This window comes from Streptomyces sp. NPDC089919 (genome assembly GCF_040684615.1).
Lineage (GTDB): Bacteria > Actinomycetota > Actinomycetes > Streptomycetales > Streptomycetaceae > Streptomyces.
Window position 1 is genome coordinate 1 of the sequence record NZ_JBFBGK010000108.1, and the last position, 16,878, is coordinate 16,878.

Consider the following 16,878-nt stretch of genomic DNA (forward strand, 5'->3'; position numbering starts at 1 on the left):
GCGGCTTGAGGGGGTGGTGGAGGCGGCCCTCGCGTCCGGGCTTCAGAGGAAAGCGATCCTGACGGGACTTGAACCCGCGACCTCCACCTTGACAGGGTGGCGAGCTAACCAACTGCTCCACAGGACCTTGATTTGCGACCGCCGGGCGGCTGCGAATCAGACTGTACAGCAGGTCAGGGGGTGCGGTCGAACCCGATCACGGGGCAGCCGCGTCCACGGCCTTCACGATCCGCTTGTCGGAGATCGGATAGGCCGTGCCGAGGGCGTGGGCGAAGTAGCTGACCCGCAGTTCCTCGATCATCCAGCGGATCTCCCGGACCTCCGCGGACACCGGCCGGCCCTTGGGCAGCTGCTCCAGCAGCCAGGCGTACTCGTCCTGCATCTCGTGCACCTTGGCCATGCGCGTGGCGTCCCGCTGGACGCCCGTGGGCATCTGCTGGAGGCGCCGGTCCACGGCCACCAGGTAACGCATCAGGTCGGGCAGCCGCTTGAGCCCCGTCAGCGTCACGAAGCCGGCCGGCACGAGGGCCGCCAGCTGCGTCCTGACGTCCTGGACGTTCTCCAGGAGGGCCAGGCTGTTCGTGGCCTTCAGGCGGCGCTCACAGGCCTGCCAGGCGGCCAGGATCTGCTGCACCTGGCCGACCGTGCGCACCGTCGCGTCCACCAGGTCCGCGCGGACCCGGTCGTAGAGCTTCCGGTACGACTCCTCGTCCCAGGCCGGGCCGCCGTGGTCGGCGATCAGCCGGTCCGCCGCGGCGGTGGCGCAGTCCTCGAAGAGGGCCTGCACCGAGCCGTGCGGATTGCGGGACAGGGCGAGCTTCTGCTGGTTGGTGAGCTTGTCCGAGGCGAACTTCGCCGGGTTGACCGGGATGTTCAGCAGGATCAGCTTGCGGGTGCCCCGCCACATCGCCTCCTGCTGCTCGGCCTCGGTGTCGAAGAGCCGTACCGAGACGGTCTCGCCCGCGTCCACCAGCGCCGGGTAGGCCTTCACCGGCTGACCGGCCCGCCGGGTCTCGAAGACCCGGCTCAGGCTGCCGATCGTCCAGTCGGTCAGCCCGGCGCGCTCCACCGACTCGCCGCCCGCCCGCTCGGCGGTGGCCGCGGCGGCCTTGGACAGGGCCTGGCGGGCCTTCGGCTTCAGCCTCAGCCGCAGGGCTTCGAGGTCCTTGTCCTCGGCGAGGTTCTTGCGCCGCTCGTCGACGATCCGGAAGGTGATCTTCAGGTGGTCGGGGATCCGGCCGAGGTCGAAGTCCTCGGCGGAGACCGGGACCCCGACCATCCGCTGGAGCTCGCGCGCCAGGGTGACCGGCAGCGGCTCCTGCAGGGGTACGGCCGTGTCGAGGAAGCGGGTCGCGAAGTTCGGCGCCGGTACGTAGTGCCGGCGGATCGGCTTCGGCAGGGACCGGATCAGCTCGGTGACGATCTCCTCGCGCAGGCCCGGGATCTGCCAGTCGAAGCCCTCGTCGGTGACCTGGTTCAGCACCTGGAGCGGGATCTGGACGGTCACGCCGTCCGCGTCCGCGCCCGGCTCGAACTGGTAGGTCACCCGGAACTTGAGATGCCCCTGGCGCCAAGAGTCCGGGTAGTCGGCCTTGGTGACCCCGGCCGCCTTCTCCGTCAGCAGCATCTCGCGCTCGAAGTCGAGGAGTTCCGGCTCCTCCCGCTTCTTGTGCTTCCACCAGGAGTCGAAGTGCGCGCCCGAGACCACGTGCTCGGGGATCCGCTGGTCGTAGAAGTCGAACAGGGTCTCGTCGTCCACGACGATGTCGCGGCGGCGCGCCCGGTTCTCCAGCTCCTCGACCTCGGTGAGCAGCTTGCGGTTGTCGGCGTAGAACTTGTGGTGGGTGCGCCAGTCGCCCTCGACCAGCGCGTTGCGGATGAACAGGTCGCGCGAGACCTCGGCGTCGATCCGGCCGTAGTTGACCTTCCGCTGCGCGACGATCGGCACGCCGTACAGCGTGACCTTCTCGTACGCCATGACGGCCGCCTGGTCCTTCTCCCAGTGCGGTTCGCTGTACGTGCGCTTGATCAGGTGCTGGGCGAGCGGTTCGACCCACTCCGGCTCCACCTTGGCGTTGACCCGGGCCCACAGCCGTGAGGTCTCCACCAGCTCCGCCGACATCAGGAACTTGGGCTGCTTCTTGAAGAGCGCCGAGCCCGGGAAGATCGCGAACTTGGCGGACCGGGCCCCCAGGTACTCGTTCTTGTCGGTGTCCTTGAGACCGATGTGCGAGAGCAGGCCGGCCAGCAGCGAGATGTGCACGCTCGTCTCGGGGGCGTCGCCCTCGTTGACGTGGATGCCCATGCCCTTGGCGACCGTGCGCAGCTGCGAGTAGATGTCCTGCCACTCCCGGATCCGCAGGAAGTTCAGGTACTCCTGCTTGCACATCCGGCGGAACGAGGACGAGCCGCGCTCCTTCTGCTGCTCGCGGACGTAGCGCCACATGTTGAGGAACGAGAGGAAGTCGCTGGTCTCGTCCTTGAAGCGGGCGTGGTTCTGGTCGGCCTGGGTCTGCTTGTCCGAGGGCCGCTCGCGCGGGTCCTGGATGGACAGGGCCGCCGCGATGACCATGACCTCGCGGACGCAGTTGTTCTTGTCCGCCTCGACGACCATCCGGGCCAGCCGCGGGTCCACCGGCAGCTGCGAGAGCTGCCGGCCCAGCGGGGTGAGCCGCTTCTTGGGGTCCTTCTCCGCCGGGTCCAGCGCGCCGAGCTCCTGGAGGAGCTGCACGCCGTCGCGGATGTTGCGGTGGTCCGGCGGGTCGATGAAGGGGAACTTCTCGATCTCGCCCAGGCCCGCCGCGGTCATCTGGAGGATGACGGAGGCCAGGTTGGTGCGCAGGATCTCGGCGTCGGTGAACTCCGGGCGGGTGGTGAAGTCGTCCTCGGAGTACAGCCGGACGCAGATGCCGTCGGAGGTACGGCCGCAGCGGCCCTTGCGCTGGTTGGCGCTGGCCTGGCTGATCCGCTCGATCGGCAGCCGCTGCACCTTGGTGCGGTGGCTGTAGCGGGAGATGCGGGCGGTGCCCGGGTCGATCACGTACTTGATGCCCGGGACGGTCAGCGAGGTCTCGGCGACGTTGGTGGCCAGCACGATCCGGCGGCCGGAGTGCTGCTGGAAGACGCGGTGCTGCTCGGCGTGCGAGAGCCGGGCGTACAGCGGCAGCACTTCCGTGAAGCGCAGCTTCTTCTTGATGAGCGCGTCCGCGGTGTCGCGGATCTCCCGCTCGCCGGAGAGGAAGACGAGGATGTCGCCCGGGCCCTCCGCCTGGAGCTCGTCCACGGCGTCGCAGATGGCGGTGATCTGGTCCCGGTCGGACTCCTCGGAGTCCTCCTCCAGGAGCGGCCGGTAGCGCACCTCCACGGGGAAGGTCCGGCCGCTGACCTCGACGATCGGCGCATCGCCGAAGTGCCGGGAGAAGCGCTCCGGGTCGATGGTCGCGGAGGTGATGACGACCTTGAGGTCGGGGCGCTTGGGCAGCAGCTGGGCCAGGTACCCGAGCAGGAAGTCGATGTTGAGGCTGCGCTCGTGGGCCTCGTCGATGATGATCGTGTCGTAGGCGCGCAGCTCGCGGTCGGTCTGGATTTCGGCGAGCAGGATGCCGTCGGTCATCAGCTTCACGAAGGTCGCGTCCGGGTCGACCTGGTCGGTGAAGCGGACCTTCCAGCCCACGGTCTCGCCGAGCTCGGTGCCCAGCTCCTCGGCGATGCGCTCGGCGACGGTGCGGGCGGCGATCCGGCGGGGCTGGGTGTGCCCGATCATGCCCTTGAGGCCACGGCCGAGCTCCATGCAGATCTTGGGGATCTGCGTGGTCTTGCCGGAGCCGGTCTCGCCCGCGACGATCACGACCTGGTGGTCGCGTATCGCCTCGGCGATCTCGTCCTTCTTCTGGCTGACCGGGAGCGATTCGGGGTACGTGACCCTGGGCCGGCGCGCGGCACGCCCGGCCACCCGCTCGGCGGCCTTCGCGGCCTCGGCGGCGATCTCGTCGAGCACCGCCTGGCGGGCCTCGGGCTTGCGAATGCGCCGGGCCCCCTCGAGGCGGCGGCCGAGGCGGTGCGCGTCGCGGAGCGAGAGCTCCCCGAGCAGGGTCTGCAGGGCGGCGAAGGAAGTAGACATACCTGGCCAAGGATCTCACCGATCGGCGCCGGGCGGCGAACGTATTTCACGGGGCGGGCCGTACCATTTCGGGACGACTCCGCCCGGAAGGAATCCCATGCCGCGACGCTCCCGCCGCGCGCATCGCCGTGCCCTGGCCCTGGTCGTGGCCCTTTTCGCGTACGTCCTCGCGGGCGGTGCCCTGGCGGGGACCGCGTCCGCCCAGGTGTCCGGCGGGCCGGCGGCGGATCGGGCCGTGGCCGGGTACGAGGCGCCCTCACGGGTGGCTCCGGCCCCACCCGAGCCGGGGCGGCAGTGCGACGGCGGGCGCGGCGACGGCGCGGCCGGCGCGACGGTGCCGGCCGGCGGGGAGCGCGGGCTGGCCGGGCACCTGCGGGCCACGACCGGGCCGGGTGCGGCAGCGCACCGGGCGCACCGTGCGGACCGGGGGACGGGGGCCACGCCGCGAGGGCCGACGCCCGTGGAGCTGAGCGTGCTGCGGGTGTAGGGGGGGCCGAGCCCCCGTACACGTACCCCACCGCACATATAAGGAAGGCACCATGTCCGCCACCAAGCCCCTGATGATCTCCGCCGGGGTCGCCCTCGCCGCCGTCACCCTCGGCCTGCTCTCCTGGCAGGCCACCGCCCCCGGCGAGGCGGCGGCCCCCACCGGGAGCACCGCCGCCCCCGCGGCCCCCGCCGACGAGGGGCTGCTCGCGCTGGCCCGCCGCGACGCCGGCGACCGGCTCGCGCAGGGCCGGGCCGACGCCCCGGTCGTCATGATCGAGTACGCCGACTTCAAGTGCGGCTACTGCGGGAAGTTCGCCCGCGACACCGAGCCCGCGCTCGTGGACAAGTACGTCAAGGACGGCACCCTGCGCATCGAGTGGCGCAACTACCCGATCTTCGGCGCCGACTCCGAGGCCGCCGCGAAGGCCGCCTGGGCCGCCGGACAGCAGGGCCGCTTCTGGCAGTTCCACGCCGCCGCCTACGCCGAGGGCAGCAAGGAGAAGGGCTTCGGCGACGCGCGCTTGGCCGAGCTGGCCCAGCAGGCCGGGGTCCCCGACGCGGCCCGGTTCGCCCGCGACATGAAGAGCCCGGCCGCCGAGGCGGCCCTCCACAAGGACCAGGAGGAGGCCTACAAGATCGGCGTCTCCTCCACCCCGTCCTTCCTCGTCAACGGACAGCCGATCGCGGGCGCCCAGCCCCCGGCCGCCTTCGAGCACGCCATCGAGACCGCCAAGGCCCGGGCCGCCGGGGCCGGCACCGCCCCGGGCAAGAACGGCCAGGGCCGGAACGGTCAGGGCAGCTGAATGCAGATCGGCTACCTCGCCGCCTTCCTCGGCGGCCTGCTCGCACTGCTCTCGCCGTGCAGCGCCCTGCTGCTGCCGGCCTTCTTCGCGTACTCGATCGACTCGGCCTCCCGGCTGCTGGCCCGGACCGGGATCTTCTACGCCGGGCTGGCCACCACCCTCGTCCCGCTGGGCGCCGCCGGCTCCTTCGCCGGCCGCTTCTTCCACGGCCACCGCGACCAGCTGGTCCTGATCGGCGGCTGGCTGATCATCGTGCTGGGCCTGGCGCAGATCCTGGGCCTGGGCTTCGCCTCCCGGCGGATGGCCGAGCTCTCCGGCCGGATCCGCCCCACCACCGCCCTGTCCGTCTACGCCCTCGGCGCGGTCTACGGCCTGGCCGGCTTCTGCGCCGGCCCGATCCTGGGCAGCGTGCTGACCGTGGCGGCGGTCAGCGGCAGCCCGGTCTACGGGGGCGTGCTGCTGGCGGTCTACGCCCTCGGCATGGCGGTGCCGCTCTTCGTGCTGGCCCTGCTCTGGGAGCGGTTCGAGCTGGGCCGCCGGCGCTGGCTGCGCGGCCGGGTGCTGCGGGCGGGCCGGCTGGAGCTGCACACCACCTCGCTGCTGTCCGGGGCCTTCTTCATCGCCCTGGGCGCGATGTTCCTGGCGTACGACGGCGCCTCCGCGCTGCCGGGCCTGCTGGACGTGGACGACTCGTACGCCGTGGAGGAGCGGGTCCGCACGGTCGCGGACGCGGTGCCGGACTGGGCGCTGCTCGGCACGGTCGCCGCGGGGGCGCTCGCCGTCGGCGTGCTGCGCTGGCGCCGGGCGGCGGGTACCGGGGCGGGCGCGGCGGCGGACACCCGTACGGCCGAGACCCGTTCGGACGCGGACGCGGCCGGCACCGGAGGGTGAGAACCAGGAAGGCCCCGTCCGATGGACGGGGCCTTCCGATGGTGGCTGGGGCCGGGGTCGAACCGGCGACCTATCGCTTTTCAGGCGATCGCTCGTACCAACTGAGCTACCCAGCCACGGGGACCTTGCGGTCTCCAGCGATCCTGACGGGACTTGAACCCGCGACCTCCACCTTGACAGGGTGGCGAGCTAACCAACTGCTCCACAGGACCTTGTTTGTGCAAGATCACTCTTGCACAGATTACTGCGTACCCCCAACGGGATTCGAACCCGTGCTACCGCCTTGAAAGGGCGGCGTCCTGGGCCACTAGACGATGAGGGCTAAGGGCCCACCTGCGCGCTTCTCAGCGCGTCGGGGACGTGAGAAGCATATGGGATGCGGGGAGGTATCGCCAAAACGGTTTCCCCCCGCCGGTCGCGGGGGCCCTCCCGCGGGGGAGAATGGCCGGGTGCTGGAGATGACGCGTGAGGAGTTCGAGGAGCTCGTCGCCGAGGCCCTGGACCGGATCCCGCCGGAGCTGACACGGCTGATGGACAACGTCGCCGTGTTCGTGGAGGACGACGCCCCGGCCGGCGACCCGGAACTGCTCGGGCTCTACGAGGGGACTCCGCTGACCGACCGCGGCGAGTGGTACGCCGGGGTGCTGCCCGACCGGATCACCATCTACCGCAACCCCACCCTCGCCATCTGCGAGACCCGCGAGGACGTGGTCGCCGAGACCGAGGTGACCGTGGTCCACGAGATCGCCCACCACTTCGGCATCGACGACGACCGGCTGCACGCCCTGGGGTACGGGTGACCGGGCCGGTCCCCGGCGCGGAGGCGATCGACCCGGACGTCGACCTGCACGTGCCCGCGCAGCGCGCCGAGCGGCAGGGTCCGGTGCTGGCCGCGGTGTCGGCCGGGGGCGTGCTGGGCGCGCTGGCGCGGTACGCCGTCTCGCTGGCCTGGCCCGCGGCGCCCGGGGCGTTCCCCTGGGCCACCTTCGGGATCAACGTGCTCGGCTGCGGGCTGATCGGCGTCCTCATGGTGCTGATCAGCGAGGGCGGCCGGCGGGCGCACCCGCTGCTGCGGCCCTTCCTCGGGGTCGGTGTGCTCGGCGGCTTCACCACCTTCTCCACCTACGCGGTGGACTTCTCGCGGCTGCTGGACCGGGGCGAGGCCGGTACGGCGCTGGCGTACGCCGGGGCCACCCTGGCCGGGGCGCTGGGCGCGGTCTGGCTGGCCGCCTCGGCCACCCGGGCGCTGGCCGGGCGGGTGGGGCGGTGACGGCCCCGGCGGGGAACTGGCTGCTGGTGGCGGCCGGGGCCGGAGTGGGCGCGCCCCTGCGGTACCTGACGGACCGTGCGGTGCAGGCGCGGCACGACTCGGTCTTCCCCTGGGGCACCTTCACGGTCAACGCGGCCGGCTCGACCGTCCTCGGGGTGCTGACCGGCGCGGTGCTGGCCGGGCGCGCGGACGGTGCCTGGCAGGCGCTGCTGGGGACCGGGCTGTGCGGGGCCCTCACCACCTACTCGACCTTCTCGTACGAGACGCTGCGGCTGGCCGAACGCGGCTGGAAGTTCCTGGCGGTGGCGAACGTCGGCGCCTCGGTACTGATCGGGCTGGGCGGCGTGCACCTCGGCTCGGAGCTGGCCGAACAGCTGCTGGCGTAGGCCGGGCCGGGGTCCCCGTACGGCCGCGCCGGCGGGGGTGCGGGGCCGGGTGCGCCCCGTACGGACTCGCGTACGGCGGGCGTGCGGGCGAATTCCCCGGCGCCCGGTCCGCCCGGACGCGTGTCCCTGGAGGGGTGACGGGAGTTGGGGTGATTGACCCGCCTCGTCTTCGCTGCCGGAGGTGCCGCCCGTGCGCCAGTTCCCCGCTCCCGTCCGACTGGCCGTCGCCGCACTCGCGGTCGCGGCGTCCGCGGGCTGCATGAGTGTGAGCGAGGAAGCCGGCAAGCCCGCGCCCTCCTCCTCGGCCGAGCACGCCAAGGGCGGCGCGGACGCGCCCGGTGGGTCGGGCCACGGCCAGGGCGGCCGGGGCCGGGCCGCCGGCGGCCACGGCGGGAAGGACGCCGAGGACGCGAAGGACGCGGCGAAGGACGGCAAGGACGGCAAGGCCGCGCCCGGCGCCACCCCGACCGCCGGCGCCCCGGCCGGCGGCCCCACCCCGTCCCGTACGACGGGCCCGGGGCCGGGGACCGGACCGGTGCCGCCGGAGCCGGGGGACGGCGGGCAGACCGGGGGCGGCGGCCAGACCACCCCCGAGCAGTCCCCGCCGCCCAGCCCGCCCGCGCCGACCGAGGACACACCCGAGCCCAGCCCGCCCGCGCAGACCACCGAGGGGCAGCCCCAGGCGGGCGGGGAGCACCCCGTCCCGGTCGGTGAGCCCTCGGCATCACCGCAGGTCGGACCCGTATAGGGCTGATCGAGTTGCCAGGAGGGGGGGTGGGTGCGTATGGTTATAGATCGTTTGATCCCATTGCCCGGCGCCGAACCCGAAGAGCGCCGCGTGGCGCGTACTCTCCCTTGCCGTGGCTGACCGCATTGAGGCGGTCGATTTTGCGATTCACGGAGTTTGGGCGCGTGCCGAGACTCCGGAAGGTTTTCGCATTCGCATGTCCATTTCCAGTTCTGACCGTGCCGTCATGCCCGAGAACGACGCTCTCGAGGCCCTCGAGACCAACGAGACCCTTGAGGCGTACGAGGCCGAGGTGGCCGACGTCGACATCGACGTGACCGCCGAGGACCTCGAAGACTCCCTCGACGAGGCCGACGACGCGGACTCCGAGCCCACCATCACCTTCGGCGACCTCGGTCTGCCCGAGGGCGTCGTGCGCAAGCTCGCCCAGAACGGCGTCACCACCCCCTTCCCGATCCAGGCCGCGACCATCCCGGACGCGCTGGCGGGCAAGGACATCCTCGGCCGTGGCCGCACCGGCTCCGGCAAGACCCTCTCCTTCGGTCTGCCGCTCCTGGCCACCCTGGCCGGCGGCTACACCGACAAGAAGAAGCCCCGCGGCATCATCCTGACCCCGACGCGTGAGCTCGCGATGCAGGTCGCGGACGCCCTCCAGCCCTACGGCGACGTGCTCGGCCTCAAGATGAAGGTCGTCTGCGGCGGTACCTCCATGGGCAACCAGATCTACGCCCTGGAGCGCGGTGTCGACATCCTCGTCGCCACCCCGGGCCGCCTGCGGGACATCATCAACCGCGGCGCCTGCTCCCTGGAGCAGGTCAAGATCGCCGTCCTCGACGAGGCCGACCAGATGGCCGACCTGGGCTTCCTGCCCGAGGTCACCGAGCTGCTGGACCAGGTCCCGGCCGGCGGCCAGCGCCTGCTGTTCTCCGCCACCCTGGAGAACGAGATCGACAGCCTGGTCAAGCGCTACCTGGTGAACCCGATCACGCACGAGGTCGACCCGTCCGCCGGCGCCGTCACCACCATGACCCACCACGTCCTGGTCGTGAAGCCGAAGGACAAGGCCCCCGTGACCGCGGCCATCGCCGCGCGCAAGGGCCGCACCATCATCTTCGTCCGCACCCAGCTCGGTGCCGACCGCGTCGCCGAGCAGCTGCGCGAGTCCGGTGTGAAGGCCGACGCGCTGCACGGCGGCATGACCCAGGGCGCCCGTACCCGCACCCTGGCCGACTTCAAGGACGGTTACGTCAACGTCCTCGTCGCCACCGACGTCGCCGCCCGCGGCATCCACGTCGACGGCATCGACCTGGTGCTCAACGTCGACCCGGCCGGCGACCACAAGGACTACCTGCACCGCTCGGGCCGTACCGCCCGTGCCGGCCGCTCCGGTGTCGTGGTCTCCCTGGCCCTGCCGCACCAGCGCCGCCAGATCTTCCGCCTGATGGAGGACGCGGGCGTGGACGCCTCGCGCCACATCGTCGGCGGCGCCGGCGCCTTCGACCCCGAGGTCGCCGAGATCACCGGTGCCCGGTCGCTGACCGAGGTCCAGGCCGACTCCGCGAACAACGCCGCCAAGCAGGCCGAGCGCGAGGTCGCCGACCTCACCAAGCAGCTCGAGCGCATCCAGCGCCGCGCCGTGGAGCTGCGCGAGGAGGCCGAGCGCCTGGTCGCCCGCGCCGCCCGCGAGCGTGGCGAGGACCCGGAGACCGCGGTGGCCGAGGCCGCCGAGGCCGCTTCGGCCGAGCTCGCCGCCGAGGTGGCCGCCGCTGCCGCGCCGGCCGCCGAGGAGCGCTCCACCTACCGCGACGAGCGGGGCAACTACGAGCGTCGTGACCGCGGTGACCGCGGTGGCGACCGTGGTGGCTTCAACCGCGACCGCCGTGACGACCGCGGTGGCGACCGGGGCGGCTTCAACCGCGACCGCGGTGGCTTCAACCGTGACGACCGGGGCGGCTTCAACCGTGACCGTCGTGACGACCGTGGTGGCGACCGTGGCGGCTTCCGCCGTGACGACCGTCCCTCGGGCGGCTTCAACCGCGACGACCGCGGTGGCTTCAACCGTGACCGTCGTGACGACCGTGGCGGCTTCCGTCGCGACGACCGTCCGTCGGGCGGCTTCAACCGCGACGACCGCGGTGGCGACCGTGGCGGCTTCCGCCGTGACGACCGTCCCTCGGGCGGCTTCAACCGCGACCGTCGTGACGACCGTGGTGGCGACCGTGGCGGCTTCCGCCGCGACGACCGTCCCTCCGGTGGCTTCCGCTCCGGTGGCGACCGTCCCGCGGGCGGCGGCTTCAACCGCGACCGTCGTGACGACCGTCCCTCCGGCGGCTTCCGCTCCGGTGGCGGCGACCGCCCGTACGGCCGCCGTGACGACCACCGTCCGTCGGGCTCCGGCTCCGGCTCCTTCGGTGGCGGCCGCCGCGACGACAAGCCCCGCTGGAAGCGCAACGGCTGAGTCCGCACCGCCTTCTGACTGACGGCCAGGGCCCGTACGACACTCCGGTGTCGGACGGGCCCTGTGCCGTTCCCGGGGCCCTGGCGCGGCCCCGGCGGGGCTCCGGGCGGGCCGAAGGGGATAGTCGATCGGCTCCGCGGCGCGGTCCGGCTATGCTCAGGGGTGAGCACGCCAGGGGCCATTAGCTCAATTGGCAGAGCAGCGGACTTTTAATCCGTTGGTTGTCGGTTCGAGTCCGACATGGCCTACCTGCTCACGGGCGGGGGTTTCCCCTCCGGCCCGGTACTGAGCGCCCCATCCGGTTCGTCCGGGTGGGGCGCTCAGGCGTTTCCGGTGGCGGGCCCGCAGGGGTAGACGGCGTGCAGGAGGTGGCCGCCGTCGCGGGTCGGGCCGGCTTCGAGGGTGCCGCCGGCCAGCCGGGCGCGCTCGCGTAGTCCCGTGATGCCGAGGCCGCTGCCGGGCAGGTCGGGGACGGTGGCGCCGGGGGCGGGCCGGCTGCTGCGGACCTTCACGTGCAGATGACGGTCCGTCGCGTGGAGGTGGACGTCCACGGGAGCGCCGGGCGCGTGCTTGGCGGCATTGGTCAGGCCCTCCTGGACGGTGCGGAACACCGCGTGCTGCACCGCGCCCGACCAGGTCGCGGCGGCCGGGCCCACCAGGGGGACCTCCATCCGGAGGTCGACGTCGAGGCCGCTGTCGGTGACCAGCTGGGGCAGGTCGCCGAGGCTGGGCTGCGGTGCCCGCAGGCCGTCGGGGCGCCCGGGGGCGCGCAGGACGCCCAGCAGTTGCCGCAGTTCGCCGAGCGTGGCGGCGGAGAGCTCCCGGATGCCCCGCGCGGTCCGCTGGACGGCCGGCTCGGTGCTGGTGACCTCGAGGGCCGCGGACTGCACGCTGATCAGACCCACCCGGTGGGCGATGACGTCGTGCATCTCCCTGGCCAGGCGGGTCCGCTCGGTCGCCAGGACCTGGCCGGCCAGCAGGGCGTCCTCGCGCTCCCGGGCCGCCTCCAGGTCCGCGACGCGGGCCCGGAGCTCGGCACGGGTGCGGTGCAGGCGGCCCAGGAGCACCGGGGCGCCGCACAGCATGAAGTAGCCGGTCATGGCGAGGAAATGGGCGGTGTTGTCGAAGGCGTGGCTGAACCGGTAGTGCACGGGCGCCTGCTGGTTCACGGACATCCAGATGATCGCGCAGAGGACCGGGATCCAGCGGCTGCGGCTGTGCAGGGCCACCGGGTACAGGGCCATCAGGGGGCCGGCGTCCATGCCGGTGTACAGGCAGGGGAGGGTGGCGAGGAAGACCGCACGGGGTGCGCGGTGGGCCGCCAGCAGGGCGACGGGGGCGGCCGCCGCGGCCAGTGCGCCGAAGAGCCCGTACCACGGCTCGGCGAAGCAGATTTCGAGGAAGGCCTGGAGGGCGGGGATCCCGACGCCGAGGACCAGCCAGACCGGGCGCCGGGGCCGCCGGAGCCGGGGCCTCACGGGCCCGCCGAGGTGTGGTGGAGCAGACCGGCGCGTTCGGCGACCACGGCCGCCTGGACCCGGTTGCCGCACCGGAGTTTGCCCATCAGGGCGCTGAGGTGGTCCTTGACCGTGCTGGGCGCCAGGTGCAGGCGCTGGGCTATCCGCGCGTTCGTCAGCCCCTGCCCGAGCAGGGCCAGGACCTGGCGTTCCCGGGGGCTCAGCGCCGCGACCTCGCGGGCGGCGCCGCGGGTGCCCGCGCCGTGTGCGAGGTACCCCTCGATGACCACGGGGGTGACGGCGGGGGAGAGCGGGCGGCCGCCCGCGGCGAGGGCCCGTACCTCGCGCACCAGCTGGTCGGGGTCGGTGTCCTTCAGGAGGTAGCCGGCCGCGCCCTGGTGCATCGCGGTGTGGACGTACTCGTCCGAGGCGAACGCGGTGAGCATGGCGACGACCGGCGGGTCCGGCAGTGCGGACAGCTGCGCGAGTACGGCGAGGCCGTCGAGACCGGGCATGCGGATGTCCAGCAGGACGACGTCCGGGCGGTGCCGGGTGACGGTCCGCAGGGCCGCCGGTCCCTCGCAGGCGCCGAGCACCTCGATGCCCGGTGCGCTGCCCAGGATCATCTCCAGCCCGGACCGCATCAGGGCCTCGTCGTCGACGACCACGACGCGCACCGCGGCCGTTCCTCCAGACCCGTGCACACGCCCACCTATGGCAAATTTGTCGACTTTTCAAGCAGTGTAGGCGGCCGGGACCGGCGGCGGGACCCGCCGATCGGCGGGTGGCGCCACCGCCGGTCGGTGGTGTCGGCGCGCGGACCGGACAGGGCACCGTTGCCCCGAGGGTGTGCGGCGGTGACGAGGGGGGACCCGCCGCACGCCCTCCTGCCGGGGCGGGCGCCCGGCGTCACGTGCTCCGGCCGGCCAGGAGTTCGCCACCGATCCGGTCGGCCGCCCCGGGCGCTCCGCCGAGCCGGTGGACCAGCACCCAGCGGCCGTCGGCGAGGGCGCCCGCGAAGACCGAGGCGCCCCGGGTGGCGCCGTTGTGCCAGACCACCCCGCCGGTCCGCTGCCAGGACGGGGCGGGCTCGCCGAGGGCGCGCTCCACGAGCAGCCCGGTGACCAGCCGGGCGGCGGCGGCCGCGTCGGCCCACAGCCCGCCGGCCGGCAGCACGGCCCCGGTCATCGTCCAGGGCCGCACCGGGCGCCCCCACCGGCCGGTGGCCGACAGCCGCTCGCCGTGCGGGGGGTCCGCCGTCATCCGGTCGACGCCCAGCGGGTCCAGTACGTGCGCGCGGACCAGTTCCTCGTACGCCAGCCCGGTCGCGGCGCAGAGCGCGGCCCCCAGCACCGCGTACCCGAGGTTCGAGTACTCCTCACCGGTACCGGCGGGCGCGGTGACGACGCGGTCCAGCTCGCCCAGTACGGACAGCAGCGCGGGCCGGTCGAAGTCGCGGTACGGGTCCCGGCGTCGCAGCCCCGGGGGCAGCCGGGGCAGGCCCGAGGTGTGGTCGGCCAGGTTCCGCAGGGTGACGCCGGTGCCGGGGGCCGCCGGGAGCCACCGCTCCACCGGGTCGTCGAGTCCGAGCACCCCCTCATGGGCCAGGCGTACCAGGGCGGTACCGGTGACGACCTTGGTCAGCGAACCGATCTGGACGTACCGGTCGGCGTCGTGGCCGTGCACGGCGCGCAGGGCGACGTCCCGCCCGACGGTGAGGGTGGGGGTCCGGGGCATGCGTTTCTCCTTCAAGAGCGGGGCGCGAGTGCCACGCAGGTACCCGCGCCGCCCGGCATACGGTGCCGGTTCCGTGCGACCACGCGGTACGCGGCCCCCGCGCATCCCCGGATGCCTGGCAGGCCCAGCGCGACCGCGGTCAGGCGGTAGCGTCGCAGGGGCGAGTGTCGTACGTACCCGGCGAGCGCCGGTGCGCCGCCGGCCAGGACGCGGCCGTCCTGGAACAGGAGGACTTCCTGGTCGAGTCGTGCCAGATGGGGCGCGGTCGTGCCGGCAGGCAGAGACTGCCAGGGGACCGCCTCGATGGCGGGGCGGGCCGCGGCGGTGATCCGGTCGATCGACAACTGGCAGAACCCGCAGTCACCATCGAACGCCAGAACTGGTGGACGGGCGTGATCTCCGTGCGGGGCCCGGAGTTCCGACCGGGGCGGACGAGAGGAGCGTCGGAGGAGCGCCGTCGTACGGCGGAGGGCTGATTCCAGGGGGCGACTGAGGAAGATCAGGTCGCAGGCCACCATCGTCAGCGCGAATCCGGTGAGTCCCATCAGCACCGCGATCGACAGGTGGAACCCGATGGAGGCGGCCGCGGCCCATGGGCGAAGCCTCGGCACGAGGATTCCGAGCGGGAAGTAGACCAGGAACATCGTGGTGGCGTAGGTACCCAGCACCACGAGCGCGTCATTCTCGTAGACGAGCGAGGAGACCCCGGGAAGGCTGAACTCCGCCACACGCAGAACGTAGAAGAGTGCGGTGCCGTCCTGCCACATCCTCCCCTGGACCTTGTAGAGACCGCTGACCACATAGACCAGGCAGAGCTGCGTGGCGATGGCGAGCACGCCCAGATTGTGCAGAGGTGTCGACAGCGATCGCAGGAACTCCGGGGTGCGCCCCGCAAGACGGCGCGCCAGCCCCGTGGGCACGGAGAGACGGTCGTAGCAACGGGTCAGCATGAGCATGGGGATGACGAGGTACGCCAGGTTGTCCCCGCCGTCGAGCAGCACCGGAAGGCGCTGGTAGAGCGACCAGAGACAGACCCAATGGACGGCAAGGCACACGCGGCCGCCCATCCCGACCGTGACGGCGAGCGCCGCCGCCATGCCGGCGTGGAAGACCAGCTCGAACCACAGGGGGGACGAGCTCACCGCATAGAGGCTGAACGTGCCGGTGTCATGCAGGTCCGCGGTGAATTCCGCCCAGGGCAGCACTCCCTTTGGGCCGAACAGGTAGGTGCGGTCTCCGTACTGGCTCGCGTAGTACATGAACCCGACGAATCCGAGCAGGAGCCGGGCACCGCTGACGCCGAGCACGCCCAGGGGACTGCTGCCCGCACGGTCCAGGCAGCGGAGGATGGTCGTCATCTCAGGTCTCCGGCATTCGTCCAGTCGAAGTCGAACGTCTCGATGGCTGCTGCGGCGGCGGCTTCGGCGGAACGGTCGTTCCGCTTCGACCACGGGGGCGGGGTGTGCACGTACATGCGCAGCCGTACGCCGTCGACGCCACTGGGACAGGCTCCCGTGGGCAGCTGGGTCAGCGCGTAGCGAGCCAGGAAACGCCTGGCTTCCTCCTGGGAGGTCTTCTCCTGAGGCATGAGAGGCAGCGGTTTCTTCTTCTTGGCCTTCTCGGCCTCCCGGAGCCGGGAGAGCACGGGGTCTCCCCCAGTGAGCTGCTGCACGTTCCCCGTGACCAGCCGCGACATGCGTGAGGGGAAGAACCGGCTGCTCTGGGCGCTCTGGATGTACCTCGACGTCACGTCGTAGTACGGGGTCTCCGTGCGGTCGGCGCACCGAGCGCGGGCCAGGACACCGCGGTCGTCCGAGAGCGGATCCGGCGCGAACAGCATCCAGTTCTGAGCGAAGTACGGCTCCAGGTAGGCAGCGGCCCTGGGGAAGTACCGGAGCTTCAACGGGGTGATGGGCATCTGGGAGAAGGCCGCAATGGCGAAATGGAGGCCCAGCAGGGCGGCGCCCACGAGGAGCACCGCCCTCCTGGCCATGAGGTGGACCCTCACTTGTCGAAGACCGCCTCGGCCGACTCGACGTCGGGCAGTCCGGCCGGGCTCACCGTGCCCAGGTGGTCGGTGATCTGACCGGCTGCCTCGGCGACCGAAGGGCAGGCGGCCCTGGCGTGGACGTACGCCTTGCCCGCCGCATTGCCGACGGCCTTTCCGGCCTTGCCGAGCAGGGATCCGAGACCCGCCGGGGCGTCCGACGGCCCTTGGACGGCATGGGGGGTAACGGCTGCCTGCGGGGCAGTGGACGCCTGCGCCGTGCCCTGCGTGGCGACGACCAAGGCGGCTCCCCCGAGTGCCAGACCGGCAACGGCGAAGATCTTCTTCATGCGCTTCTCCTTTGGTGAGGCGGTGTCGGTGATCATGTTCGTCACCGACTCCGGCCCCACGGCACCCCCGAGCGGCCGGAGTCCCGCCGCTGCTCGGCGGGGGCGGGCGGGCCGGTCGAGCGCACGCGTCAGCGACCCTCCCGGCAACGACCGGCAGGGGCGCTCTTCGGCGTCGGCCGACG

General features: G+C 72.5%; 15 protein-coding genes and 5 tRNA genes. 9 read left to right on the forward strand and 11 right to left on the reverse strand.

Annotated features, from left to right (window positions below):
- Positions 1-53: 53 nt before the first annotated feature.
- Both AB0O40_RS31140 and hrpA read right to left on the reverse strand, forming a co-directional pair.
- A tRNA-Asp gene (locus AB0O40_RS31140) sits at positions 54-127 on the reverse strand.
- A gap of 69 nt (positions 128-196) precedes the next feature.
- The gene (gene hrpA / locus AB0O40_RS31145) at positions 197-4,120 is read right to left on the reverse strand and encodes an ATP-dependent RNA helicase HrpA (protein ID WP_365048645.1); all 3,924 of its coding nucleotides are present in this window, start codon (positions 4,118-4,120) and stop codon (positions 197-199) included.
- A gap of 97 nt (positions 4,121-4,217) precedes the next feature.
- Here hrpA and AB0O40_RS31150 point away from each other — a divergent pair, with 97 nt between their 5' ends.
- Genes AB0O40_RS31150 through AB0O40_RS31160 form a run of 3 tightly spaced genes read left to right on the forward strand, consistent with a single transcriptional unit; the run spans position 4,218 to position 6,303 of the window.
- A complete protein-coding gene (locus AB0O40_RS31150) occupies positions 4,218-4,607 on the forward strand; it encodes a hypothetical protein (protein ID WP_365048647.1) in 390 nt (129 codons plus the stop codon).
- A 52-nt stretch (positions 4,608-4,659) separates the two neighbouring features.
- Positions 4,660-5,412 (forward strand): thioredoxin domain-containing protein, encoded by a 753-nt coding sequence (locus AB0O40_RS31155; protein ID WP_365048648.1) that lies wholly within the window; start codon positions 4,660-4,662, stop codon positions 5,410-5,412.
- Positions 5,413-6,303, forward strand: a complete 891-nt coding sequence (locus AB0O40_RS31160) for a cytochrome c biogenesis CcdA family protein (protein WP_365048650.1) — start codon at positions 5,413-5,415, stop codon at positions 6,301-6,303.
- 39 nt (positions 6,304-6,342) lie between these two features.
- Here the strand turns inward: AB0O40_RS31160 and AB0O40_RS31165 are convergent.
- The 3 genes from AB0O40_RS31165 to AB0O40_RS31175 all read right to left on the reverse strand — a co-directional run bounded on the left by AB0O40_RS31165 (position 6,343) and on the right by AB0O40_RS31175 (position 6,625).
- A tRNA-Phe gene (locus AB0O40_RS31165) sits at positions 6,343-6,419 on the reverse strand.
- A gap of 22 nt (positions 6,420-6,441) precedes the next feature.
- Positions 6,442-6,515: transfer RNA gene (locus AB0O40_RS31170), tRNA-Asp, on the reverse strand.
- 37 nt (positions 6,516-6,552) lie between these two features.
- Positions 6,553-6,625: transfer RNA gene (locus AB0O40_RS31175), tRNA-Glu, on the reverse strand.
- Positions 6,626-6,752: 127 nt separating this feature from the next.
- Here AB0O40_RS31175 and AB0O40_RS31180 point away from each other — a divergent pair.
- The 6 genes from AB0O40_RS31180 (at position 6,753) to AB0O40_RS31205 (ending at position 11,413) form a co-directional block, all read left to right on the forward strand.
- Complete coding sequence (locus tag AB0O40_RS31180; RefSeq protein WP_365048652.1) at positions 6,753-7,103, forward strand: metallopeptidase family protein; 351 nt, start codon at positions 6,753-6,755, stop codon at positions 7,101-7,103.
- Complete coding sequence (locus tag AB0O40_RS31185; protein WP_365048653.1) at positions 7,100-7,573, forward strand: CrcB family protein; 474 nt, start codon at positions 7,100-7,102, stop codon at positions 7,571-7,573. Before AB0O40_RS31180 ends, AB0O40_RS31185 begins: the two co-directional genes overlap by 4 nt.
- Positions 7,570-7,959: a fluoride efflux transporter CrcB gene (gene crcB / locus AB0O40_RS31190; RefSeq protein ID WP_365048655.1), complete on the forward strand. Its 390-nt coding sequence runs from the start codon at positions 7,570-7,572 to the stop codon at positions 7,957-7,959. Before AB0O40_RS31185 ends, crcB begins: the two co-directional genes overlap by 4 nt.
- 190 nt (positions 7,960-8,149) lie before the next feature.
- Entirely contained in the window at positions 8,150-8,707 is a 558-nt protein-coding gene (locus tag AB0O40_RS31195) for a hypothetical protein (protein WP_365048657.1), read from the forward strand.
- 196 nt (positions 8,708-8,903) lie between these two features.
- Entirely contained in the window at positions 8,904-11,165 is a 2,262-nt protein-coding gene (locus AB0O40_RS31200; protein WP_365048658.1) for a DEAD/DEAH box helicase, read from the forward strand.
- Between the two features lie 175 nt (positions 11,166-11,340).
- Positions 11,341-11,413 (forward strand) — tRNA-Lys (locus AB0O40_RS31205).
- Positions 11,414-11,485: 72 nt separating this feature from the next.
- Here AB0O40_RS31205 and AB0O40_RS31210 read toward each other — a convergent pair.
- From AB0O40_RS31210 to AB0O40_RS31235, 6 genes are all read right to left on the reverse strand, one after another.
- On the reverse strand, positions 11,486-12,643 hold the full coding sequence (locus tag AB0O40_RS31210) for a histidine kinase (protein ID WP_365048660.1): 1,158 nt from the start codon (positions 12,641-12,643) through the stop codon (positions 11,486-11,488).
- Positions 12,640-13,299, reverse strand: a complete 660-nt coding sequence (locus AB0O40_RS31215; protein WP_365048662.1) for a response regulator transcription factor — start codon at positions 13,297-13,299, stop codon at positions 12,640-12,642. The genes AB0O40_RS31210 and AB0O40_RS31215 overlap by 4 nt, the downstream gene beginning before the upstream one ends.
- A 232-nt stretch (positions 13,300-13,531) precedes the next feature.
- On the reverse strand, positions 13,532-14,359 hold the full coding sequence (locus tag AB0O40_RS31220; RefSeq protein ID WP_365048663.1) for a serine hydrolase: 828 nt from the start codon (positions 14,357-14,359) through the stop codon (positions 13,532-13,534).
- A gap of 11 nt (positions 14,360-14,370) precedes the next feature.
- The gene (locus AB0O40_RS31225) at positions 14,371-15,717 is read right to left on the reverse strand and encodes a DCC1-like thiol-disulfide oxidoreductase family protein (protein WP_365048665.1); all 1,347 of its coding nucleotides are present in this window, start codon (positions 15,715-15,717) and stop codon (positions 14,371-14,373) included.
- Positions 15,714-16,352 (reverse strand): DUF5819 family protein, encoded by a 639-nt coding sequence (locus tag AB0O40_RS31230; RefSeq protein ID WP_365048667.1) that lies wholly within the window; start codon positions 16,350-16,352, stop codon positions 15,714-15,716. Before AB0O40_RS31230 ends, AB0O40_RS31225 begins: the two co-directional genes overlap by 4 nt.
- Before the next feature lie 11 nt (positions 16,353-16,363).
- Positions 16,364-16,732 (reverse strand): hypothetical protein, encoded by a 369-nt coding sequence (locus tag AB0O40_RS31235; protein WP_365048669.1) that lies wholly within the window; start codon positions 16,730-16,732, stop codon positions 16,364-16,366.
- Positions 16,733-16,878 lie beyond the last annotated feature (146 nt).